The following is a 20,247-nucleotide window of genomic DNA, read 5'->3' on the forward strand; positions in this document are numbered from 1 at the left end:
TGCCGACTACTGTCCGTGGATCGGGATCGCGGTCAACGTCAGGTTGGAGGCGATGAACACGCGGTCGCCACCGACGGTCCACTTGAACCCGACGTCCGGCTGCCCCGGGTCGTTGTACTTCCACCGGGCCTTGCCCGTCGCCGCGTCGATGGCCCAGAGCGTCTTGGCCGCGTCGGTGACGAAGACTGTGTCGGCCGAACACTGCGCGTTCTTGCCGCCGATCCTGGAGGAGGCCTTGAACATGTTGGTCACGCCCAGCTCGCCGGATCCGATGAGCCTCGCCACCCATTTGACGGTCCCGTCGGCGGAGGCGAAGGCCGCCAGGTTGCTGCCCACCGGGACGTAGACCGTCGCGCCGTCCAGGCTCGCGAAGAGAGCGCCGAGCCGGATGTGGTCCCCGCTGTTCGCCTCGAACTGCTGATGCCACTTCTCCGCGCCGGTCGCCGCGTCGACGGCGAGGAGCGTGTCGCCGGCGGCGCCGGCGAAGAAGAACAGCCCGGCGGCATGGCACGTCAGCGGCCAACCGGTCCCGAAGTAGAAGGCAGCGTCTGCAATGGGTACCTTCCAGCCGCGGGCACCCTGCTTCCCGGCGTCGATCATCTGGACCTGGCCGGATTTGCCGACCGGGGTGCTTGAAGCCGCCAGCAGGTAGGGGCCCGACGGCGGCACCAGCACGTTGTTGATGTCCGTGCCCTTGACCGCCCACAGTCCCTTACCGGTCGCGCCGTCGAACGCCCGGATGTAGCCGGTCGTCTGATCCGAATTCAAGGATGAACGGGAGTGCACGGTCCCACACACGTACACGATGTTCCCACTGACCGCCACACTACTTGCGCTGTAGAACGGGGAATCGGCATCGTCACCGGGATCGGTCTGGGCCATGGAGGTCGCCCACTTCACCTTCCCGGTGGTGGCGTCGACCGCGGCCACCAGGTTGGATGCGTCCGGCGCCTCGCAGAGGTAGTAGAAGACTCCGGCCGCGTACGCCGTCGGGGACCTCATATCGCTCGACCCGAACGTGTTCTTGGTGTTCAGCGAGGGGAGCGCGTTCTTACCCGTCGAGGCGTCCAAGAAGGCCGTGGCCTTGTCCGTGATCACCATGACCACGTTGTCGGACGCTTCCAGGCACGTCGGCTGGTTCGGCCCGACGATCGTCCATGCCTTGGTCGCGTCCGGCCCGGCCAGGACGCTCGGGGCCGGTCCGTCCGAGGATGACGGCGACACTGTCGGTGTCGGAGACACCCCCGATGGTGAACCTGGCGGTTCCGGGGGCGGGAATCCACCGGCTCGGCCACTCGGTGCCGGCGACGAGCCCCCGGAGGACAAGATCGCGGCCGTGGCCCCGCCGCCGATCAGGACCGCGCCTCCAGCCAGACCGAAGATCAGTTTCCGGCGGCTGATCCGGCCGCCGGCCGCGCTCGACGGCATCGCGGCCGCGGCGGCGGCTTCGGCGATGTCGGCGGTCAACGCCGGTGGCAGCCAGTTGCCTTCGGGATCCGGCAGGCCCTGACGGTTCAGGTAGTCGACGAGTTGTCCCGCGGTGGGCCGGGTCGACGGATCCGGGTACAGACAGCCGCCGATCACCTCGCGCAGCGACGGCGGCAGGACGGCCGTCACCGTTTCCAGCTCGGCGATACGCGTCCGCGCATCCTCGGACTCACCTTCCCAGGTCGGTCCGCGTCCCGAGGCCGCGAACAACACGGTCGCGCCCAGGTCGAACATGTCGCTCATCGGTGACCTGGCGGCCTCCGCGGTCCCGGTGATCCCGAATGCGGCGACGCGGGGTCCGTCCGCCGCCAGCAGCACCGAGTCCGGCCCCACATCGCCATGGACCAGCCCGGCCGCATGGATTCGGGTCAGCGCCGCGGCCAGTCCGAGGGCGAGCCGTCGTAAGGCCGGTTCTGACAGCCGGCCGTATCGGTCCACAGCCTGCCGAAGCGGCAGTCCCGGAACGAACGCGGTCGCCAACCAGGGGGACGGCGCATCCGGGTCGGCGTCCGCAATCGGCAGGATGAAGTCCCCGGACACCGCCCGGCCCGCCGCGACATCGGTTCGGAACCGCTCCCGGAACTCCGGCACCGCAGCCGCCTCAGGCCGTACCACCGTGACCGCGACGACCCGCCCATCAGCCGAGCGCCCCGCGAAGATCTCGCCCGTACTGACCGTGCTCTCTCTTCCGAGCAGTGCGTACGGCCCGATCTGCTGAGGATCGCCGGCTTCGAGTTTCTTCAACTCCCCACCCCTATGCGAGATTGATCGTCTGATCGCGTGCCGCCTGGTACACGCTGCCCCCGTCGGACGCATGTGCCGTCATGGTCACCGTCGGTTCAGCGGCAGGCGCCGCCGCAGGCGACGCCGACCCGTGCCCGAGATCGGGCAGGAGAGCCGTCATGTCGGCGCACAGGCGCTCGAGTTCGTCCGCCAGGTGGGTCTCCGAGACGCGGAGGAACTGCATCCGCGCGAGATCCGCGATCTCGGACGGCAGCTCGGACACCTCGGGCAGCATGGTCGCATCCCCCAGGAGAACGGGGACGACGCGGTTTCCCGCCTGCAGGGCGGTCCCGATCTCCACGCGGACCCAGTCCTGGACCCGATCGAGGCGCCGTATCCCGTCGTCGCCACGGGCGTCGAGCCACGCCGGCCCGATGAGCACGAGCATGACCTCGCACTCGGCGGCCTGCCGCCGCAGGATCTCGGCGAAGTCGGCACCCGCCGGGATCGACCCGCCCGACTTGAAGATCTCGCCGGAGCCGAACCGGTCGGCCAGGGCCTGGTGGAGGCGGTCCCGCATCCACCGTGAATCCGCCTTGCGGAAGCTGAGGAACATACGCGGCATGGTCGTCGCCCCTTTCCGGGCCGCCCTGATGACGGGGTTCCACGTACCGTATCGGCGGGGCACCGGGTTGGGCGCATATTCGGCGTGAACTGAATAGCGAACGGACGTCCTCGCCGCCGTCGTTGTCTCACGCAGGCGCCGACTCATACTCTGGCTGGTATGGGCGACTTCGGCGTCGAACTGGCCAGGTTCCGAGCACAGCGGGGATGGACCGTGCGCGAGCTCGCGCGGCGCGCGAGTGTCTCCGAAGGGCAGATCTGCAACCTGGAGAGCGGGCGCCGCAACCCGACGCCGGCTGTCGCCGCGGCCTGCGACGCGGCCTGCGACGCCGACGGCGCACTCATCGAACGCGCCGAAACCGCGCGCCGCGGTGCATCGGCGGAGCGCCCCGTCGAGGTCGACTCCCTCGTCGCCGGGTACCGGCGGATCCTGGAGGAACTGAAGGACATCGGCAGATCCACCGGTCCCCGATTCGTGGACCCTTCGCTGCGGTCCATTTCGCGGATCCTGACCGACACCGCTTCACATGCCGGAGCCGGAGCCGACGGGCGTCACGAAATCTGGCTGCTGGCATCGAGATTCGCCGAGTACACGGGCTGGATGGCGCAGGAGGCAGGTAACTTCGCCGAGGCGCTACGCTGGACCGATCTCGCGGTCCGCTGGGGCGCGAACGGCGGCGACGAGACGATGGCCGCTTACGCACTCGTCCGCAAAGCGTTCATCGCCGAGCACCGCGGCGACGCCGCTGCCGCGATCAGCCTGGCCGGCCAGGCCGTCGGCCAGGCGGCGGCAACGCCACTGATCCGTGCCCACGCCGCGCGGCGCGAAGCCCAGGGGCACGCGTCCCTCGGCGACTACGAGGCCTGCCACGAAGCCCTGGAGCGGTCGCGGGACCACGCCCACGAGGACAACCGACGCGGAGCCCGCTGGGGCCCACGCATCGAGAACGGAAGCCCCCGCCTCATCGAGGCGTCATGCATGGTCAGCCTCCGCCGCTTCGAACAGGCCGCCGACCTGTTCGCCACCGAACTCGAGCGCCGCCCCGCAGTCCCGCCGGACAGCAACTCCCGCACCCGCTTCACGATCCGTCAGGCCACAGCCATGGCCGGCATCGATCGCCTCGATCAGGCGTGTCACGTCATCGAGGCACTCCTGCCCACTGTCCGGAGTCTGGACTCCGCCACCATCCGGGCAGACCTGGGCCGTTTCGTGGACCAGACGCGGACCCGTAGGGCCACGCCGGGCCAGCGGAACCTCGTCGAAGCCGCAGCCGCCGTCGCGGACGGCCGACGTCCGGCGCGTGCGGTGCGGCGCTGACGTGGTCGTCGGCCTCCGCCGATGTTCTCCTTCGCGGCGTGGTGGGCGTAGTTGTGCCGTTGCGCCGTCGAGGAGTCGCAGTGCTTCTTGGAGCTGTTCGTCGAGGGGGTGCGTTTCTTCCTGGGGGAGCCTTTGACCTGTGCTGCTCGATCAGTTCCCGGCGGATCGGTCGCGTCAGGGAGGGTGGGGAGGGTGGCCCTGCGGGGGCCAGTCTGGGCACGGTCTGGTTGCGGTGGGCCGGCGGGAGGAGGGTGGTGGGCATGGAGAAGAACACGCACAAGCTCGTCGTCCTGGTCGGCAGTGTCAGGGAAGGCCGGTTCGGACCGGTGGTGTCCGAATGGGTGGCCGGACAGGCGGCCGCCCATGGCGGGTTCGACGTCGAGGTGATCGACCTGGCCGAGGTGGACCTGCCGCTGGCCCTGCCCGCCGCCTCGCCGAAGTTCGCGGGCGCCGACTACCCCCGCCCGGCCGGGATGGCGAAGCTCACCGATGCCCTGGAGGGCGCGGACGCCGTCCTGATCGTCACACCGGAGTACAACCACAGCTACCCTGCCTCGCTGAAGGCCGCCATCGACTGGCACTTCACCCAGTGGACGGCCAAGCCGGTCGCCTTCGTGAGCTACGGCGGCGCGGCCGGCGGCCGGCACGCCGTGCTGCACCTGGAGAACGTGCTGACCGAACTGCACGCCGTGACCATCCGGGACGGCCTGGCGTTCCCGAACTACTTCACCGCCTGGACGGACGGCCGCCCGGATGACCCGCAGGCGCCCGGCTACGCCAAGGTCCTGCTCGACCAACTCGACTGGTGGGCAGGAGCGTTGAAGGCCGCCCGGGCCGCCGCCCCGTACCCGGCGTGAGCGGGGCGCAGGACATGGAATACGTGAAGCTCGGCACCACCGACCTGACCGTCAGCCGGATCGCACTCGGCTGCATGGGCTTCGGCGGCAGCGGCCGGGGCCACAACCCCTGGGCGCTGGACGAGGACGCCGCCGCGCCGCTCTTCCGGCGGGCCGTGGAACTCGGCATTACCTTCTGGGACACCGCCAACGTGTACGGCGGCGGAACCTCCGAGGAACTGGTCGGCCGCGCGGTGCGGCGCTACACCCGCCGCGACGACGTCGTCCTCGCGACCAAGGCGGGCCTGCCGATGCATGACGGTCCGGGCGGCTCCGGGCTGTCCCGGCGGGCCATCCTGGAGCAGGTCGACGGTTCGCTCGCCCGCCTCGGCACCGACCGTCTCGACCTCTTCCAGCTGCACCGCTTCGACCCGGCGACCCCGGTCGAGGAGACCGTGGCGGCCCTGGCCGAGGTGGTCGCGGCGGGCAAGGTCCGCTACGTCGGCGCCTCCTCGATGTGGGCCTGGCGCTTCGCGAAGCTGCAGTACACCGCGGCCCGGGACGGCGGCCCCGCCTTCGTGTCGATGCAGCACCAGTACAGCCTGGTGCAGCGCGAGGAGGAGCGGGAGATGTTTCCGCTGCTCGCCGACCAGGGGGTGGCCGGCCTGGTCTGGTGCCCGCTGGCCTCGGGCCGGCTGGCCCGCCCGTACGCGCAGCAGACCGCCCGCTCGGCCGGGGACCCGGTCGCCGGACGGTTCTTCGCGGACGTCGACCGGCCGATCGTGGACGCCGTCCGGTCCCTCGCCGAGACCCGCGGCGTGCCGATGGCACAGGTCGCACTGGCCTGGGTACTGCGCAACCCGGTCGTCGCCGCCCCGATCGTCGGCGCGACCCGCCCGGGCCACCTCGACGACGCCGCGGCCGCCCTGCGGCTGCACCTCACCGACGCAGAGGCGGAGAGCCTGGAAGCGCCGTACACGCCCCGGCTGCCGACCGGGTTCTGAACGGGCCCGCGGTGCGGGGACGGCCGTGGGGGGGCACCGTGCGGGGACGGCCGTGCCGCACCGGGGAGGGGGCGGCGGGCCCCCGGGCCGTGCGGTCGTTCCGCGGTGGAGTTCAGAGCGTGAGGTAGGCCAGCCCGCCGAGCCCGGCCAGTGAGCAGTACCAGGCGAACGGCTTCAGCGTGTGCGTCTTGAAGTACTTGCTGAGGAAGTGCACGGCCGCGTACCCGCCGACGAAGGCCAGGACGCTCGCGACCGGGACCTGCGCGCCGAGGTCGGCACCGTACGCGGCGATCAGCGAGGGCAGTTCGAACAGGGCGGCGGACCCGATCACGGGTGCCGTGAGGAGGAACGCGAAGCGGGCCGAGTCCTCGTGGGACAGGCCGTTGAGGATGCCGGCGCCGATGGTGATCCCCGTGCGGCTGATCCCGGGCAGGAAGGCGGTGATCTGCGCCGCCCCGATGCCGACCGCCTGCCAGTAGCTCAGCTGGACGATTCGGCGGTCCGACTGTCCCTCGGCGGAGAGGTGCTCGTCGCCTGCGGCGACGTACGGCTGTGCCCGTCGTCGACCGGAACCGTCGCGCCGGAGCAGTTCGACGCCGAACAGCATGAGGCCGTTCACGGTGAGGAAGACGGCAGCGGGGACGGGCCTGCCCAGCGCGGCCTTGAACACCCCGCTGAGGGCCAGCCCCGCGATACCGACGGGCGTGGCGCCGGCGATCACCAGCCAGGCGAGGCGCTGGTCCGGTTCGCGGATCATCCGGCGGCGGACCGAAGTGCACAGGCCCCGCGTGATCCGCGCCCAGTCCTGCCGGAACCTGATCACCAGCGCCAGGGTGGTGGCGAGGCGCAGTCCGACCAGGATGCCCAGGTACGGCGAGCCCGGCGCGGACACGTCGAGGTCGTGTCGCCAGCGCCCGCCGACCAGCGCGGGCAACAGGATGCCGTGGCCGAGGCTGGAGACCGGGAACAGCTCGGTGACACCTTGCAGCAGGCCGACACCGACGGCCTCGGGATAGGTCAGGACGGACATCTTCGACGACTTTCGCAATCGGCGGGAGGCCCGTGCACGGCCTCCGCACGAGGGTGACGCCGCTTCCCCCGTCCCTCGGCGGAGCGAGGTTACTACAAGATGATCTACATGATTCGTCGGCTCCCCTGCGGCCGGCACCTTCCCGGTGGCCGAGTTGACGCCCCGACAGCGACCGCTGATGACGACCACCTACGCGCACCGCCCTCCCTCCCCACCCCCCGCCCCAGGCCCGACACCCTCCGCCCCGGGCCCGGCACCGCCCGCCGGCTGAGCCCGGATGGTTGATCCCAGGGGGCCTCCGTCGTCTGATCAGCCCGACCTCCGGTCCGCCCGGTGCCCTGCGTGTGCGTCGGGGCCTACAACTGCTCGAAGTGGAAGGAGCGGATGAAGCAGTCGCGGGGTTGGCCGATCGCGAACAGGACGCAGTCGAGGACGGACCGGGCGGTCAGCGGGTCGTCCGCCGTCCGGGAGGCACGGTCCCAGGTGGAGTGGAGCGGATCGCCGTCCGTGAAATCCGGCGGGTAGAGCGAGATGACCCGAATGCCCTCGGGGCGGAGCCGGTGAGAGAGGACGTCGGCGAAGCCGGCCTGGGCGGCCTTGGCCGCGTAGAACGCAGGATGCGCCCGAGACCGGTGGTTCCGGGCCTCCGCGGCCGAAGAGACCACGTTGACCACATCTGCGCCCTCAGAAGCGCGCAGCAGGGGCAGGAAGTGCTTGACCGTCAGCAGGGTGCCGGTGGCTCCGGAAGCGACGGTGTCGGCGATCGCTTCGTCGTCGGCGTCCCACAGGTCAGGGCCGTCCAGGTACCGGGCGCCATTGTTGATCAGCACATCCACCTGGGCGGCGTGAGCGGCGACCCCCTCCGCGAAGCCCCGTACGGTGGCCGCGTCAGCCAGATCACAGCAGAACGCGTCCACTCGCGCACCGCTGTCGGCCGCCACTTCCTCGGCCGTCTTCCGCGCGGCAGCCAGAGTGCGGGCGGAAACGAACACACGCGCACCCATCCGGCCCGCGTGCAACGCCAGCGCCCTCCCGAACCCACGCCCGGCCCCGGTCACCACCACGGTCTTCCCGGCGAGATCCATGCGCGTACCTCCTTCGACCTTCTCGTGTTGATCATGGTCAGCGTAACCGGGGCGTCGCGGACGAGACCGATCAGGAATCGAGAAGCCCCGGCCGCCCGGCCGCCCGTAGCGTGACGGACATGGGAAACAACGAAACCACCGCGTCCACCGTGTCCACCGCGTCCCTCGCGTCCGTCACCCTCGAGGTGGCCGACCCCGGGGCCGCCCACCGCTTCTACACCGCCTTCGGTGTGGACCGGCACGTTCGCCTGCAGAAGTCCGAGGCGCCGTCCACCGGGTTCCGTGGCTTCGCCCTGGCGCTCACGGTGTCCCGGCCGGCCACCGTCGACGCCTTCCTCGCCGCCGCCGTGGGCGCCGGCGCCACCGTGCTCAAGCCCGCGGCGAAGTCGCTGTGGGGCTACGGCGGCGTCGTCCAGGCGCCGGACGGGACGGCCTGGAAGGTCGCGACCTCGGCGAAGAAGGACACCGGCCCGGCCACCCGCGAGATCGACGACGTCGTCCTGCTGCTCGGCGTCGAGAACGTCAAGGCCACCAGGGACTTCTACGTCGGCCGGGGCCTGACCGTGGCCAAGAGCTTCGGCGGCAAGTACACCGAGTTCGCCTCCGGCGAGATCGGCGAGACCGGCGCCGTCAAGCTGGCGCTGTACAAGCGCCGCGCCCTGGCCAAGGAGGTGGGCGTCCCCGTCGACGGCACCGGCTCGCACCGCATCGTCCTCGGCAGCACGGCGGACTCGTTCGCAGACCCGGACGGTTTCGTCTGGGAGGCCGTCGTGCCGGTCGCTGAGGCTTCGTCCGCGCGGGCCTGACCCGCCACCGCCCGTCGTCGCGTTGCTCGGAGGAGGCGGCGGCGTCAGGCTCGGCGGGCAGAGGCTGTGAGCCGGTCGGCGAGCGCGATGACAAGGTCTCGGAGTTCGTCCGGTCGCTCAATGACGAACGGCCGGTCCAGCGAGGCGAGTACCGGAGGCAACCAGTCGAGCCGCTCTGCTCTCAACTCGACGTGGAACCAACGCTCGGCGTGCGGATCCGTGCCTTCCGCGGGGCCGGGGGACTCCTCCACCATCGCGACACTGGCGGGAAGTCGGGCGCGGATCTGTTCGACTGTCCCATGGATCCGCAGCGTCACTTCGTACCGGTAGGCGGCCTTGGCGAACCCTGACAGGACGCGCTGTGCCGGATCGAGTGCGGCAGGCGGCTCGAACGAACCCGGCAGGGTCCTCGCGTCCGCGATGCGATCGAGCCGGAAAGTCCGGTCCTCGCCGATCTCGGGATCGGTGCCGGTGACGTACCACCGGCCCGCATGGGTGACGATCCCGTACGGGTGCAGCGTGCGTTCGCTCCGTCGCCCTTCTCGGGCGGTGTATCTGATCGAGACCGGGCGGCGATGGCGTACCGCATCGGCGATGGTGAGCAGCACCCCCGTCTCCGGGGTGGCCGACTCGCCGGGCCCGGTCGTGAAGGCGAGGGATTCCATGACGGCGTCGAGCCGACGGGCGAGACGCTCGGGCAGTGCCCTGCGGATCTTGGCCGCTGCCGTCTCGCCCGCAGTTCCGGCCGCCGTCAGTAGCCCCGTCCTGCGGCCGGCGACGAGGCCGAGCAGCACGGCGAGCGCCTCGTCGTCGTTGAGCATGAGGGGAGGCAAGCGGTACCCGGGGGCGAGCCGGTACCCGCCGTAGCGGCCACGGACCGACTCCACGGGGATGTCGAGGTCGACCAGGTGGTCCACGTACCGCCGCACGGTGCGCCCGTCGACGCCGAGCCGGTCGGCGAGTTCGGCCACCGTTCTGAGGCCCCCCGACTGCAGGAGTTCCAGGAGGGTGAGCACGCGGCTGGTAGGTCGAGCCATGTTTACGAGCCTAGCGTTGATACCGGACCGATTCTGTCCACTATGTGCCCTGGCGTTCGAGGTGCAACGGCTTCAGCAACCTGTCGAGAAGTTCGCTCGCTGAGCGATTGCCGACTGACCTCTACGGGCTGTTCGCCCGGCAGGCGCCTCATGCCACCCGGTCGGGACGTGGTTGAAGCCGGGCGCTGAGGACGTTCTCGGCGAGGAGATCGGCTCGGTCCATGCCCGCGCCGAGCTCTTCGGCGAGACGGTAGAAGAGCCCGCGCAATCCCAGCGGTCCGAGCTCTCCGGTGTCCGGTCGGGCGCCCAGCGCCAGCAGAGCGGAGTCGAAGCGGTGAGGTTCCCGGCCGGTGCGGTGCCGGGGCTCGATGCCCAGGAGGGTGTGCAGACCTGTCACCAACTGCCCGTTCTCGGCGTAGCGGAAATCCACGAGCGGTTTCTCGTTGGCGTGCAGGGACAGTGCTGCCGTCCCTGCCGACACCTCGCCGAGCAGGTCGTCGTCCTCGACGCACAGCCAACTGCCGTGCTCCCACACCCACGCCCACGACCCGTATCGGCCGGCGGTCACCACGTAGGCGTCGTCCTCGTAGAGGAGGTCGTCGAAGTCCTCGTCGAACTCCTCCTGTGTCCGCTCGGCGAGCGTGGCCGGGTCCGCCCCCATCCGCTCCAAGAGCTGTCGTGCCGTGAGGTCACGGGCAAACGTGACGCTCAACAGCGGCAGGTCCGCCCCGTACATCCAACCCAGGCCACTCATCCGTACTCCCCCTTGCGGCGATCGACGTTCTCAGGCTAGCCAGCCGGTACGACAGGTCGGCCTCCGTGCTGCCGAGGACGGAGCGGCGTCCGGGTTCCCTTGACCTTTTCGCCCTGCTGAGCGGCAGGGGCGGCGGGCGCCGGCCACGCGGTGGTGGCCGGCGCCTCGGGTCGTCCGGGGGGTGCGGTCCGGTCCTACGTCGTGGCCGCTGACGTGGCCTCTGCCGTGGCGGTGCGCCAGGTGCTGACGAGGCCGGCGGCCTTGGCCTCGAAATCGGGGTCCCGCCAGATGCCCGGGAGACCTATCAGCACCGGCAGGATGTCGATGCCGCTGACCCGGTGCGTAATCCGTACGATGTCCGGGGCGTTGGCGCGCCCGTTCTTCTTCATCACCTCGACGTTCGTGATGTCCGCCCAGGCGAACCGCTTGCGGCGGCCCCACGGGGGGGTCCACCACAGCTCGTTCTCGTCGAAGCTCACGCTGGTGAAGACGGCACGCAGGTGGGCGGTGCCGATGACGGCCATCACGGGGACGAACAGGATCGCGACCAGAGCGGTGCGTTCGTTCAGGGGCCGGCTGAGGGCGAGGTACAGGAAGTAGGCCGAGCCTGCCAGGAAGAGCGGTCCGCTGATCCACTGGCGCCGCTGCTGCGCGGGGGTGAGGCGGTGGGTCGTGTGTTTCACCTGCGGATTCTGGCACCACCGGCGGACCTGAGGAAGCGTCACTCCGGCGCCGCCAACCGGGTGCGCGCGGGGGCTTGCACGGGGGCTTTGCGCGGTGCGGGGCCCGACCGGCCGTCCACCGGCCCCAGGGACAACGACCGGTGATCGGCTGGGCGAGACTTCTCTCATGAGAGTCAGATGCCTGCAGATCATCCACCCCGCGGCCGACGTCCCGGTCACGGAGTTCGAAGGGATCCGGGTGGGCGGTGTCTACCCGGTGCTGGAGATGGTCACCTACGACATCGACTGCCAGATCCGCGTGCTCGGGCCCGGTACGCCCGACCCCGGACTCCTCTGGGACCCAACCGGCTTCGAGACGGTGGACACCCGGATACCGCCCGGCTGGACCCTGGTCATCGCCGACGGCCGCACCCGCCTTTCCGACGCCCGCTGGCAGCGCCCCGGATTCTGGACCGACTACACCCGCGGCGATCCGCAGGCCCTGGCCGACTACCAGCACGTGAAGCGCGAACTCCTTGCCGCCGCCCCACCGACCGAGAACTGACCCCTGTCCCCGGGTGCCCCGGCCCGGAGCCGCTGAGTAGGCGTCTCTCTGCCGACCTTGATCGTTTCCAGGGTCACCCAGGGTGCTTCGGGAGGTGGAGGGCGGCGAGTCGTGGCAGTCGACGGTGCATCTGCTCAGCGTCGTCGAAGTCGAAGTCCTCGCCCATGTCCGTCTCCACCCGCTCACGAGCGTGAGCGTTCCAGTACTCGTTCCATGCCTCGTAGAAGTCCTCGTCATCGCCGGGGAGCTGCTGGAACGCGTAGGCGGCCGAGTAGTTGACCACCTCGTAGAACAGAAGAACGTCGTCGTCGTGTTCCGCTGCGGATGCGACGACGAGGGGGTGTTCCGCGAGGACATCGGGGTTGAGGGCAATCCGCTCGTACCAGGCTCGCCCCTGGGCGATCACTCCCGCGCGGAAGTCGATGAAGCTGTCGTCCGAGCAGCCGCCGCCGATGAGGTACGCCGCTGCCCAGATGTCCCAGCGATAGAGAGCGCCATGGAGTTCGTCGAATCGCTCCTGGTACTCCAGGACCTCGCACTTCGAGCGGGCGGCCAGCAAGCCGACCAGTGCCTGGTCGAAGGTGCCGCCCTCCTCGGCCTGCGAGCGTGCGGTCTCGATGAGGCGCCAGAACTCATCCGTTTCCATGATGCGGCACTCTGCCACCCGGGTACGACAGCCGGTCCTGCGAAGCGACGGGGATCTTACCTATCGGTACGTTACCGGCGGCAGCACGACCGACGGCGCCCCGCTCGTCCAGGAGAACTGCGCGAACGGGGGCCAGGGCCAGCTGCGGACGCTCTGCGACAACGGCATGGTGATCAACGCCGCCAGCGGCCTGCTGTTCGGCCTGAAACACTGGCCCGAAGCCGACCATCCGGGCTCCGGAGACTAGTTGACGCAAAGTCAGAACCACTACGACAGAACGGCGTTCCGCTGACAGCAGCGTCCCGAAGACCTGACGGCCACTCGCACCGGCCGTGCGGGCGGCCGGTGCGGGGCGGTCGGACTTCCTCGGCGGCGCTTGCCCCGAAGACTCCGAGACTTCGGGAGTCCGGGAGTCCGGGACTCCGAGACTCCGAGAGTCCGTCAGGCTTCAGGCCCGATCCCGGCAGAACCGGTGAGGTCGGCCACCACCAGCTCGGCCGCCCGCACCGGGTCCCCGTCGGCGCGGGTGAGCAGTGAGGCCAGGTCGTACTCTGCGTCGACCGCCTCCCGGTGGGTCACTTTCATCCAGTGCACCGACTCGTAGCGCGGTGAGCTGAGCGCTGCGCCGATGTCGGGGCGCAGCCGCTCCAACTCCACGACGACCGTCCAGGCGTCGTCCTCGATCCGGGCCCGCCGCACCGGATCGCAGGCCGCGATGGCCCGGTCGGTTCCGGGCGGGTCGAGCTCACAGGCGGCCAGAGCCGGTAGGAGTTCGGGGACGCCCAGGATCTCCGCCGCGTCCAGGGCCAAGTCGTGGAACCAGTCGTCGGAGTCCAGCAGTTGCGCGATCAGTGGGACGGCCCGTCGGTCGTGCCGTCTGGCCAGCCCTCGCGCACCCTCACCTCGGACCTCGCCGTACTCGTCGGTGGTGCACCTCCACAGCGCGTCCCTGATGGCGGTCGTGTCCTGCTCCAGCTGGAATCCCAACGTGAAGGCCGCCCAGTTGCGGACCTCGGGGTCCTGGTCCCGGGTGAGCCGGATCAGCGCCCGGACATCGGGCCCGTCGGGCAGTCCGCTGTTGACGACGGCGATGTCCGAGGCGACCTGACGCCGCACCTCGGCGTCCTCGTGTCCGGAAAGCCCTACCAGCACGGGAAGGGCGCGCGGGTCCTGCGCCCGGCCCAGGCCGCAGACGAGGGAACGCAGCACGCAGGCCTCCGTCTCCACCTCGGCCAGCGCCATCAGGGCGGTTGCCGCCTCGCCACGCAGAGCCTCGTGCTCGCCGGCCGCGTTTCCCACCAGATCGCAGCCCACCTTCCGCTCCAGGACATCGGCCGACCCCAACAACGCCAACCCGCAGCGCAGCGCGGTCTCCCCGCTCTCCCCCTTCACCGCCTCCCAGACCAGATCCCAGTAGGCGTGCACGTCGTGGTCCGCCTCCGAGGCCTGCGCCACTCGCGCCGCAGTCATCAAGCGCCCCGCCGGCCCCGCCGCATTGTCCATGTGCGCATCCTGCCCGAAGAGCCTGGTGCCGGGCACTGGATTTCACGTGCTGCTGCTCAGGGTTCACAGACAAGCACGGGCGCATCGGGTGACTACGGCCCCGGCGGTTCACCGTCGCCCCGGACGGCCGGGTCAGCCGTTTCGAGACCGGCCAGGCCTGAGCCCTGAGCCGGACGGTTGGTCAGTCAGTCAGTGTCCGCCCGGCGACCGGCGACCGGCGAAGGCGCGGAAGCGCCGGCCGGCGGGTGAGGCCGGCCGATCCTGGTGCCAGACCAGGCCGATGCCGCGGAACGCGTCGGGGTCGGTGAGCGGCACCAGCCGCACACCGGGCTCGGCGTGCCCGCGGCCCCCAGCGGGGACGACGGCCACGCCGAGCCCGGCCCCGACCATGCCGCGGATCGTGGCCACCTCACCGGCCTCCATGACCACCGACGCCGTGACGCCGGCCCGGTGGAGGATCTCGCAGGTGATCTGCCGCAGCCCCACCGCGTGGCGCATGATGATGACCCGCTCGTCCGTCAGCTCGGCCAGTCCTACCGCCGGCCGGTCCGCCAGCCGGTGGCCGTCCGGGACGGCGAGCTGCAGCCGTTCCTGACACAGCGGCAGCCAGCCCCACTCGGCGCCGGACGGCCGCGGCCCGGTGACGCCCAGCTCGGCGGAGCCGTCCCGGAGCAGGTCCGGCACCGCGGTCGCGGACTCCTGGTGCAGGGTGAACCGGGCGGCGGGCGACTTCCGCTGGTAGGCGCCGAGCAGCTCGGGCAGCAGCCAGCCGCCCAGCGAGTGCAGGTAGGCCAACCGCAGGGTGTCGGTGGGCGGTTGCAGCAGGGCGGCGATCCGGTCCTGGGCGGTGTCCAGTTCGTCCAGCGCCCGCCGGACGTGCCGGCGGTAGACCCGGCCGTACTCGTTGAGCCGCAGCCGGTGCCGGTCCCGGTCGAACAGCCGGGTGCCCACGCGTCGTTCCAGCCGGCCGATGGCCCGGGAGAGCGTCGACTGCGAGGTGCCGAGCAGGGCGGCGGCATCGGTGACGTGCTCGGTCTCCGCCACGGCGAGGAACCAGCGCAACTCTTCCACGGTCATGACGGGATTATGCACACGGTGCATGAACCCCAGGTCGGGAGGGCATTTCCGTTTGCCCGCCGCCTGTCGGATGCTGGACCCACGGGCGCCCGACCGACAGGACAGCACCACCACCCACACCACTTCCGGAGGACCGTCAGATGTCCACTACTCCCAGCACCGCCACGCGCACCAACACCGCGCTCGCCGAGCAGTTCCGCACCGTCCTGGGCACCGCCGACTGGGAGCTGTTCCGCTCCCTGCTCACCGACGACGCCACGTGGACGCTCCCCGGCAGCAACCGGATCTCCGGCGAGGCGCGCGGTGCGGACGCCGTGGTCGAGCGGATCCGGCTGATCGCCGGCTACGGCGTGAACTTCGACCTCCAGCACGTCCTGGTCAGCCGGGACAACTTCGCGCTCTCGGTGCACAACACCGCCGAGCGCGACGGACGGGTGCTCGACGAGTACCTGGCCACCGTCTGCTTCGTGCGGGACGGGCGGATCGGCGCGATCGAGACCTACCTCTCGGACGTGCCGGGCATGGACGCCTTCTTCGTCTGACTCCTTCGTCTGATTTTCTCCGTCTGAGGCCCTCCCGCGTGACCCGGGCGGCCGGACTCCCGGCCGAGCGCAACGCCTCGGCGCTACTCAGCCGATTGTTGAGTACGTTCGCTCATGAGCCCTGCCCAAGTGCTTCCTATCGTGACGTGCATGGACACGGAATCGGCTCCCATCAGTTCTTCGACCTCGGTGAACCCGCGGCGGGCCAGAGGCTGCGGGATCGCGACGGTCGTCCTCACCGTCCTGGCCGTCCTGGGAGCCGTGGCACTGGCCGAGTTCGAGAAAGGCCTGGCCGGGGACGCGCCCCCCGAACGCCCTTCCGGAAGCGCGTCCGACCCCCTCCGCCCAGGCGCAGCCACCCACTACGACGACGGCCTGACGATCACCGTGAGCCCACCGCACCGGGAATCCGACGACACCTACAGCTTCACCGTCACCTACGACAACGGCACCGACGAGGAGCTGCGCCCGGGCGGGACATCACCGGACACCAGCATCGGCACGAGCGGCTCCGCCCCCATCGTGGTCCACGCGGGGACAGCCCTCGCCCCCGACATCCCCGGCTGGGGCGTGACCGTGCTGGACCGGGCCGGCTCCGCATCCGTCCTCATGCCGCCTCTCGGCAAGGACCAGAAGCGCACCGTGCCGGTGCGGGTCAAGCCCGACAAGGAAGGAAGCTTCGTCACGGTGGAGGTCACCCCGACGTCCGCCGGATACCGCGAGACCGCGTACTGGCAATTCGACCTGAGCTGACCGCACGCATGAAGGCCGCTGCCCTCACGGGGCAACGGCCTTCCGTGCTGCTCACACGAGGCGGTCCCCGCGCCTTCGGGGGCGTTGGGCGCTGTGAGGGATCGTCATTGATGGTGGCCCGAGCGGGCAGCGTCGTGTCTCATGTGACGGGGGCTCAGGGCTCGGCCACTTCATCTCGCCGTGGATCCAGCGCGTCGCTCATGGCGTGAGCGAGCGAGGCGATACGCCGCACGCAGCAGCTCACGGATGGCCGCTTCGGTACGCGAGCCCGGATTCACCACTGCCAGCCAGCCGGCGGTGCCGTAGACGGGGTGCGCGAGCACGGTGTCGGTGGCGCTGGGGTCGGGCTCGGTGCCGGCCGGTTCGCGTGGTGCGTGACCGGTCCACCGGATGAACGCTTCCTTCCCGGCGGAGATGTTCACGCGGAAGGTGTCCGGCCGGTCCAGACGCGATGCCTCGTCGCCGGGATGGTCCTTGGTCACGACCGTCGCGAAGGGTTGGGTCGTGGTCGGGGTGACGCCGTCAGGTGCGTAGTAGAAGAACGTGTCGCCCCAGCTGATCTCCGGCGAGCCGTCGCCGGGTGCCGGCCTCATGGTCAGGACGCCGTCGAGGCCGTCCACGAAGCTGATGATCTCGTCCATGGTCATGTGCTCCAGCGTTACATTGAGGTGCTTGTGGAGGCTTTGAGGCTGACACTGAGGAGGTTCAGGATGTCAGGTCTCAAATCGGGGGACTTGCGCACCGTCGATGTCGCGCGGCGTGTCGGGTACTCGGTCCAACAGGTTCGCAATCTCGAGCGGGACGGTGTGCTCCCGCCGGCGGCGCGCACAGCCACGGGCTACCGCATCTATGGAGAGATACATGTACAGTCCGCGCTGGCCTACCGAGGCCTCGCGGCAGGCGCGGGTCCGACCGAGGCCAAGAAGATCGTGCGGGCCGTGCACCGGTTCCCTGCCTCACACCGGGTACTTGCCCTTCTCGACGCGGCGCACGCTCGGCTCGACGCAGAGCGCACCGAGCTGAGGCAGGCCAAGGAGGCTGCCCGGGCGATCTCCGGTGAGCCGATCGGAGACGTACGCGTAGCGGACTCGATGAGCGTCTCCGAACTCGCCGCCGCTCTGGGCGTGCGTCCTTCGACGCTGCGGCACTGGGACGCGGAGGGTCTTGTCGTTCCCGACCGCGACCCCGCGCGAAGGACGCGACGATACACGCCGACCCAGGTGCGGGATGCGCGGATCGTTCACCAACTGCGCAAGGCCGGTTACCGCATCACGCCCCTTCGGACCCTCATGCCTCAACTGCGGTGCGCCCGCCGCTCGGAGGATGTCGCCTCCGCGCTGGCCGCCCGAGACGCCGTCATCGCGGCTCGCTCCAAGTCCCTCCTCGACGGCGCCGCCGCGCTCAGTGCCGCGCTCTCGCTGGCCGCCCTCGCCGTCCAAGGCTGATGGTCCGTCAGTTACCTGGACGGGATGCCGACCACCGGCGGGGGAGCGCGCGGACCGAGGACGTCGGAACGGTTGCGGTTCCCGGCCGTGAGGACATACGCGGGGCAGCGTTTCAAGGGGACGGCCCCTATCAGCTAGGAGGAAAGCCGGTCGTCCATCAGGTGAACGTTTGTCAGAAAGGACGACTGCCTGGTCAGTGAGGGTCGTGACAGGCTTGCGCCCAGTGACCGCCGGGGGGCGGTCACCGGCTCAACAGGGGCGACGTGGCCACAGCCGACATCGAGGTGGACCCGGATGTCCTGTGCGCGGCACGCAGTTGACGTGTGGGACGTCCCGTACGCGGCGCAGACCGGTGGACGGAAGGCCGGATGTCCCGACCCGGTCCGTCGGCCGCGACGGTTCTGCCTCCCCGCATCTCGAGCACGTCCGACCAAGAGCAACCGTTTGCACCAGGAGGCCCACTGTGCGAGTCCTGTTCACCGCCCCCGGGGCGGTCGGCCACATCTTCCCCGTGGTCCCCACCGCGCTGGCCCTGCGGGCGGCCGGCCACGACGTCCTGTTCGCGGGCCAGCACCCGATCGCGAACCTGCGCAGCACCGGGCTGCCCGTCGTCGAGGTCGGCGACGGCACCACCCTCAGGGAGGCCTTCGCCCGGGCCCTCCCGAAGGACGTCCGATTCGCCGACCAGGAGCGCACGGAGGAGCAGACGAACGAACTGAGCGCCCTCGGCTTCGCCGAGTTCGGCCGGTCGACCATCGACGGCCTGCTGGAGGTCGCGCAGCGCTGGCAGCCGGACATCATCGTGCACGAGTCCTTCCAGGGCGCCGCGCCGCTGGTGGCCGCCAAGCTCGCCATACCCGCCGTGGCGCACAACTTCGGGGTGACCTCGGGCGGGGCGGCCGCCCGCCTGCGCCGACTTCTCGCCGACGACTACCGCGCACACGGCGTCGAGGCGACCGCGCCTTCCACCGTCGTGGACGTCGTGCCGGCGTCGCTCGGCGGGGACGGCGGAGGCTGGCGCGTGCGGTACGTGCCCTTCAACGGCGGCGGGACGATCCCCGCCGACCTGATCGGGCGCGGCACCAAGCCGCGGATCGCGGTGACGCTGGGCACGGTGTTCACCGAGTGGGAGGGCATCGCGCCCATCTCCCGGCTGATCGAGCAGGCGGGGGCGCTCGACGCCGAGATCCTGCTCGCCGCCGGCGACGAGGACCTCACGCCGCTCGGCACGCTGCCCGCCAACGTCCGCCCGCTGCCGTGGGTGCCGCTGAGCCAACTGCTCCAGGCCGGCGACGGCGTCGTCCACCACGGCGGCTCGGGCAGCATGATGACCGCCGCCGCGCTGGGCGTCCCCCAGCTGATCCTCCCCCAGGGCGCGGACAACTTCGCCAACGCCGCCGCCGGCCGGGCCAACGGCTTCGCACTGTCCTCCAGCCTGGACGCCGTCGACACCGCCCTGCTCGACCGGCTGCTCACTGACGATGCCCTGCGCAAGTCGGCCGCGGCCATGAAGGCGCAGATCGACGCGCTCCCGTCCCCTGCCGACCTGGTCGCGAACTTCGAATCAATGAGCTCCTCCAGCGCGGCCCGGACCGTGTGACGGACGCCTGGTAGCCGGTGTGGGGAGGGCGGCGGCGATGCCTACCGCCCGGTAGGCTGCTGCGACAACCACTGGGCCAACCAGGAGAGTTCAGCATGCATCGATCGAGCCGACTCGCGGGCACGGTACTCCTCCTCACAGCCGGTCTGGCGACCGCATGCACCGGAGGCGGTGCCGCGCCTCGAGACGGGGACGGGCCCTGGGCCCTGAACGGACTCGTGGCCACGCCCGTCGGCGCGTCGATCCAGGGCAGCATCGACGCCCCTCCTTTCAAGGGGGTCGCGAAGATCCTTGGGGTTGCCGGGATTTCGGGAACTGACGTGGTCCTCTCGGTGAGGGATGGAGTCTGTCAGGTGGCGCTTCTGCCGGGCTCCCTGGCCGAGCCGACCACGGCTGCTCAGACCGTGCTCGGATCGTCCCGGCCGGCGGGCGACACCGGATCCTCGGACGCCCACCAGCAGTTTCCCGGGACAGTTCTCGACGGGAAGTACACCGTGGCGACAGCCCGGATGGAGCCCTTCACATTCGCGACCGTCGGATGCTCCGAAAAGGCAATGGCGGTCAGGATGGAAGGGGTTGGGGACTCGGCCGCGCTGCAGAAGAAAGCAGGCGACTCCCTGCAGCTCTGGCGAGAAGCCCAGGGCGCAGTGATCGCCGTCGGCCTCCCCGAGGCCATCCATCGGTCGGCCGCCGACGGTGCTCATGTCCGGTGAGCCCTTGCGCGTCTCCCTGTCATGATCTTCATGGCC

Annotated in this window: 21 protein-coding genes; 10 read left to right on the plus strand and 11 right to left on the minus strand. The window is 70.5% G+C overall.

Annotation, left to right across the window (positions count from 1 at the left end; translation table 11 throughout):
* Window positions 1-6: 6 nt before the first annotated feature.
* The gene (locus tag ACIBEC_RS31440) at window positions 7-2,232 is read right to left on the minus strand and encodes a PQQ-binding-like beta-propeller repeat protein (RefSeq protein WP_360502722.1); all 2,226 of its coding nucleotides are present in this window, start codon (window positions 2,230-2,232) and stop codon (window positions 7-9) included.
* A 10-nt stretch (window positions 2,233-2,242) separates the two neighbouring features.
* Window positions 2,243-2,827, minus strand: coding sequence for a toll/interleukin-1 receptor domain-containing protein (locus ACIBEC_RS31445; RefSeq protein WP_360502719.1), 585 nt, complete (start codon window positions 2,825-2,827; stop codon window positions 2,243-2,245).
* A 168-nt stretch (window positions 2,828-2,995) separates the two neighbouring features.
* Between ACIBEC_RS31445 and ACIBEC_RS31450 the strand changes: the two genes are divergently transcribed.
* The 3 genes from ACIBEC_RS31450 to ACIBEC_RS31460 all read left to right on the plus strand — a co-directional run bounded on the left by ACIBEC_RS31450 (window position 2,996) and on the right by ACIBEC_RS31460 (window position 5,993).
* Window positions 2,996-4,153, plus strand: a complete 1,158-nt coding sequence (locus ACIBEC_RS31450) for a helix-turn-helix transcriptional regulator (protein WP_360502717.1) — start codon at window positions 2,996-2,998, stop codon at window positions 4,151-4,153.
* A gap of 260 nt (window positions 4,154-4,413) precedes the next feature.
* Window positions 4,414-5,010, plus strand: coding sequence for an NAD(P)H-dependent oxidoreductase (locus ACIBEC_RS31455; protein ID WP_360502715.1), 597 nt, complete (start codon window positions 4,414-4,416; stop codon window positions 5,008-5,010).
* A gap of 14 nt (window positions 5,011-5,024) precedes the next feature.
* Window positions 5,025-5,993 (plus strand): aldo/keto reductase, encoded by a 969-nt coding sequence (locus tag ACIBEC_RS31460; protein WP_360502712.1) that lies wholly within the window; start codon window positions 5,025-5,027, stop codon window positions 5,991-5,993.
* 112 nt (window positions 5,994-6,105) lie between these two features.
* Here the strand turns inward: ACIBEC_RS31460 and ACIBEC_RS31465 are convergent, their stop codons facing one another.
* The gene (locus tag ACIBEC_RS31465) at window positions 6,106-7,023 is read right to left on the minus strand and encodes an undecaprenyl-diphosphate phosphatase (protein ID WP_360502709.1); all 918 of its coding nucleotides are present in this window, start codon (window positions 7,021-7,023) and stop codon (window positions 6,106-6,108) included.
* 356 nt (window positions 7,024-7,379) lie between these two features.
* Window positions 7,380-8,108 carry an SDR family NAD(P)-dependent oxidoreductase gene (locus ACIBEC_RS31470; RefSeq protein WP_360502707.1) on the minus strand — a complete coding sequence of 243 codons (729 nt, stop codon included), beginning with the start codon at window positions 8,106-8,108 and terminating at the stop codon, window positions 7,380-7,382.
* 119 nt (window positions 8,109-8,227) lie between these two features.
* Here ACIBEC_RS31470 and ACIBEC_RS31475 point away from each other — a divergent pair, with 119 nt between their 5' ends.
* The gene (locus ACIBEC_RS31475) at window positions 8,228-8,914 is read left to right on the plus strand and encodes a glyoxalase (RefSeq protein WP_360502704.1); all 687 of its coding nucleotides are present in this window, start codon (window positions 8,228-8,230) and stop codon (window positions 8,912-8,914) included.
* A gap of 44 nt (window positions 8,915-8,958) precedes the next feature.
* Here the strand turns inward: ACIBEC_RS31475 and ACIBEC_RS31480 are convergent, their stop codons facing one another.
* The 3 genes from ACIBEC_RS31480 to ACIBEC_RS31490 all read right to left on the minus strand — a co-directional run bounded on the left by ACIBEC_RS31480 (window position 8,959) and on the right by ACIBEC_RS31490 (window position 11,388).
* The gene (locus ACIBEC_RS31480; RefSeq protein ID WP_360502702.1) at window positions 8,959-9,951 is read right to left on the minus strand and encodes a YafY family protein; all 993 of its coding nucleotides are present in this window, start codon (window positions 9,949-9,951) and stop codon (window positions 8,959-8,961) included.
* Between the two features lie 148 nt (window positions 9,952-10,099).
* On the minus strand, window positions 10,100-10,705 hold the full coding sequence (locus ACIBEC_RS31485; protein ID WP_360502699.1) for a DUF6461 domain-containing protein: 606 nt from the start codon (window positions 10,703-10,705) through the stop codon (window positions 10,100-10,102).
* Between the two features lie 194 nt (window positions 10,706-10,899).
* Window positions 10,900-11,388 (minus strand): hypothetical protein, encoded by a 489-nt coding sequence (locus ACIBEC_RS31490; protein ID WP_360502697.1) that lies wholly within the window; start codon window positions 11,386-11,388, stop codon window positions 10,900-10,902.
* 166 nt (window positions 11,389-11,554) lie between these two features.
* Here ACIBEC_RS31490 and ACIBEC_RS31495 point away from each other — a divergent pair, with 166 nt between their 5' ends.
* The gene (locus tag ACIBEC_RS31495) at window positions 11,555-11,932 is read left to right on the plus strand and encodes a hypothetical protein (protein WP_360502695.1); all 378 of its coding nucleotides are present in this window, start codon (window positions 11,555-11,557) and stop codon (window positions 11,930-11,932) included.
* Window positions 11,933-12,005: 73 nt separating this feature from the next.
* On the opposite strand, the gene ACIBEC_RS31500 is transcribed toward ACIBEC_RS31495, so the two are convergent.
* The 3 genes from ACIBEC_RS31500 to ACIBEC_RS31510 form a co-directional block, all read right to left on the minus strand.
* On the minus strand, window positions 12,006-12,578 hold the full coding sequence (locus ACIBEC_RS31500; RefSeq protein ID WP_360502692.1) for a DUF4240 domain-containing protein: 573 nt from the start codon (window positions 12,576-12,578) through the stop codon (window positions 12,006-12,008).
* Window positions 12,579-13,019: 441 nt separating this feature from the next.
* Window positions 13,020-14,048, minus strand: a complete 1,029-nt coding sequence (locus ACIBEC_RS31505; RefSeq protein ID WP_360502689.1) for a HEAT repeat domain-containing protein — start codon at window positions 14,046-14,048, stop codon at window positions 13,020-13,022.
* Window positions 14,049-14,270: 222 nt separating this feature from the next.
* Window positions 14,271-15,158 (minus strand): LysR family transcriptional regulator, encoded by an 888-nt coding sequence (locus ACIBEC_RS31510; protein ID WP_360502686.1) that lies wholly within the window; start codon window positions 15,156-15,158, stop codon window positions 14,271-14,273.
* Window positions 15,159-15,298: 140 nt separating this feature from the next.
* Between ACIBEC_RS31510 and ACIBEC_RS31515 the strand changes: the two genes are divergently transcribed.
* Both ACIBEC_RS31515 and ACIBEC_RS31520 read left to right on the plus strand, forming a co-directional pair.
* On the plus strand, window positions 15,299-15,700 hold the full coding sequence (locus tag ACIBEC_RS31515) for a nuclear transport factor 2 family protein (protein WP_360502683.1): 402 nt from the start codon (window positions 15,299-15,301) through the stop codon (window positions 15,698-15,700).
* Window positions 15,701-15,850: 150 nt separating this feature from the next.
* Window positions 15,851-16,453, plus strand: coding sequence for a hypothetical protein (locus tag ACIBEC_RS31520; protein ID WP_360502681.1), 603 nt, complete (start codon window positions 15,851-15,853; stop codon window positions 16,451-16,453).
* Between the two features lie 170 nt (window positions 16,454-16,623).
* On the opposite strand, the gene ACIBEC_RS31525 is transcribed toward ACIBEC_RS31520, so the two are convergent.
* Entirely contained in the window at window positions 16,624-17,100 is a 477-nt protein-coding gene (locus ACIBEC_RS31525; RefSeq protein ID WP_360502678.1) for a DUF6194 family protein, read from the minus strand.
* Here ACIBEC_RS31525 and ACIBEC_RS31530 point away from each other — a divergent pair, their 5' ends adjacent.
* From ACIBEC_RS31530 to ACIBEC_RS31540, 3 genes are all read left to right on the plus strand, one after another.
* Window positions 17,101-17,898, plus strand: coding sequence for a MerR family transcriptional regulator (locus ACIBEC_RS31530; protein ID WP_360502675.1), 798 nt, complete (start codon window positions 17,101-17,103; stop codon window positions 17,896-17,898).
* A 463-nt stretch (window positions 17,899-18,361) separates the two neighbouring features.
* Window positions 18,362-19,498 (plus strand): nucleotide disphospho-sugar-binding domain-containing protein, encoded by a 1,137-nt coding sequence (locus ACIBEC_RS31535; RefSeq protein ID WP_360502674.1) that lies wholly within the window; start codon window positions 18,362-18,364, stop codon window positions 19,496-19,498.
* 218 nt (window positions 19,499-19,716) lie between these two features.
* Window positions 19,717-20,211 (plus strand): hypothetical protein, encoded by a 495-nt coding sequence (locus ACIBEC_RS31540; protein ID WP_360502672.1) that lies wholly within the window; start codon window positions 19,717-19,719, stop codon window positions 20,209-20,211.
* Window positions 20,212-20,247 lie beyond the last annotated feature (36 nt).

The organism is Kitasatospora sp. NPDC051164, from assembly GCF_044455625.1.
Classification (GTDB): domain Bacteria; phylum Actinomycetota; class Actinomycetes; order Streptomycetales; family Streptomycetaceae; genus Kitasatospora.

Coding starts and splice junctions, on each gene's coding strand:
- ACIBEC_RS31445 (WP_360502719.1), bottom strand. CDS start 2,827: ATGTTCCTCAGCTTCCGCAAGGCGGATTCACGGTGGATGCGGGACCGC.
- ACIBEC_RS31480 (WP_360502702.1), bottom strand. CDS start 9,951: ATGGCTCGACCTACCAGCCGCGTGCTCACCCTCCTGGAACTCCTGCAG.
- ACIBEC_RS31500 (WP_360502692.1), bottom strand. CDS start 12,578: ATGGAAACGGATGAGTTCTGGCGCCTCATCGAGACCGCACGCTCGCAG.
- ACIBEC_RS31515 (WP_360502683.1), top strand. CDS start 15,299: ATGTCCACTACTCCCAGCACCGCCACGCGCACCAACACCGCGCTCGCC.
- ACIBEC_RS31450 (WP_360502717.1), top strand. CDS start 2,996: ATGGGCGACTTCGGCGTCGAACTGGCCAGGTTCCGAGCACAGCGGGGA.
- ACIBEC_RS31485 (WP_360502699.1), bottom strand. CDS start 10,705: ATGAGTGGCCTGGGTTGGATGTACGGGGCGGACCTGCCGCTGTTGAGC.
- ACIBEC_RS31475 (WP_360502704.1), top strand. CDS start 8,228: ATGGGAAACAACGAAACCACCGCGTCCACCGTGTCCACCGCGTCCCTC.
- ACIBEC_RS31495 (WP_360502695.1), top strand. CDS start 11,555: ATGAGAGTCAGATGCCTGCAGATCATCCACCCCGCGGCCGACGTCCCG.
- ACIBEC_RS31455 (WP_360502715.1), top strand. CDS start 4,414: ATGGAGAAGAACACGCACAAGCTCGTCGTCCTGGTCGGCAGTGTCAGG.
- ACIBEC_RS31510 (WP_360502686.1), bottom strand. CDS start 15,158: ATGACCGTGGAAGAGTTGCGCTGGTTCCTCGCCGTGGCGGAGACCGAG.
- ACIBEC_RS31520 (WP_360502681.1), top strand. CDS start 15,851: ATGGACACGGAATCGGCTCCCATCAGTTCTTCGACCTCGGTGAACCCG.
- ACIBEC_RS31470 (WP_360502707.1), bottom strand. CDS start 8,108: ATGGATCTCGCCGGGAAGACCGTGGTGGTGACCGGGGCCGGGCGTGGG.
- ACIBEC_RS31505 (WP_360502689.1), bottom strand. CDS start 14,048: ATGACTGCGGCGCGAGTGGCGCAGGCCTCGGAGGCGGACCACGACGTG.
- ACIBEC_RS31525 (WP_360502678.1), bottom strand. CDS start 17,100: ATGACCATGGACGAGATCATCAGCTTCGTGGACGGCCTCGACGGCGTC.
- ACIBEC_RS31460 (WP_360502712.1), top strand. CDS start 5,025: ATGGAATACGTGAAGCTCGGCACCACCGACCTGACCGTCAGCCGGATC.
- ACIBEC_RS31465 (WP_360502709.1), bottom strand. CDS start 7,023: ATGTCCGTCCTGACCTATCCCGAGGCCGTCGGTGTCGGCCTGCTGCAA.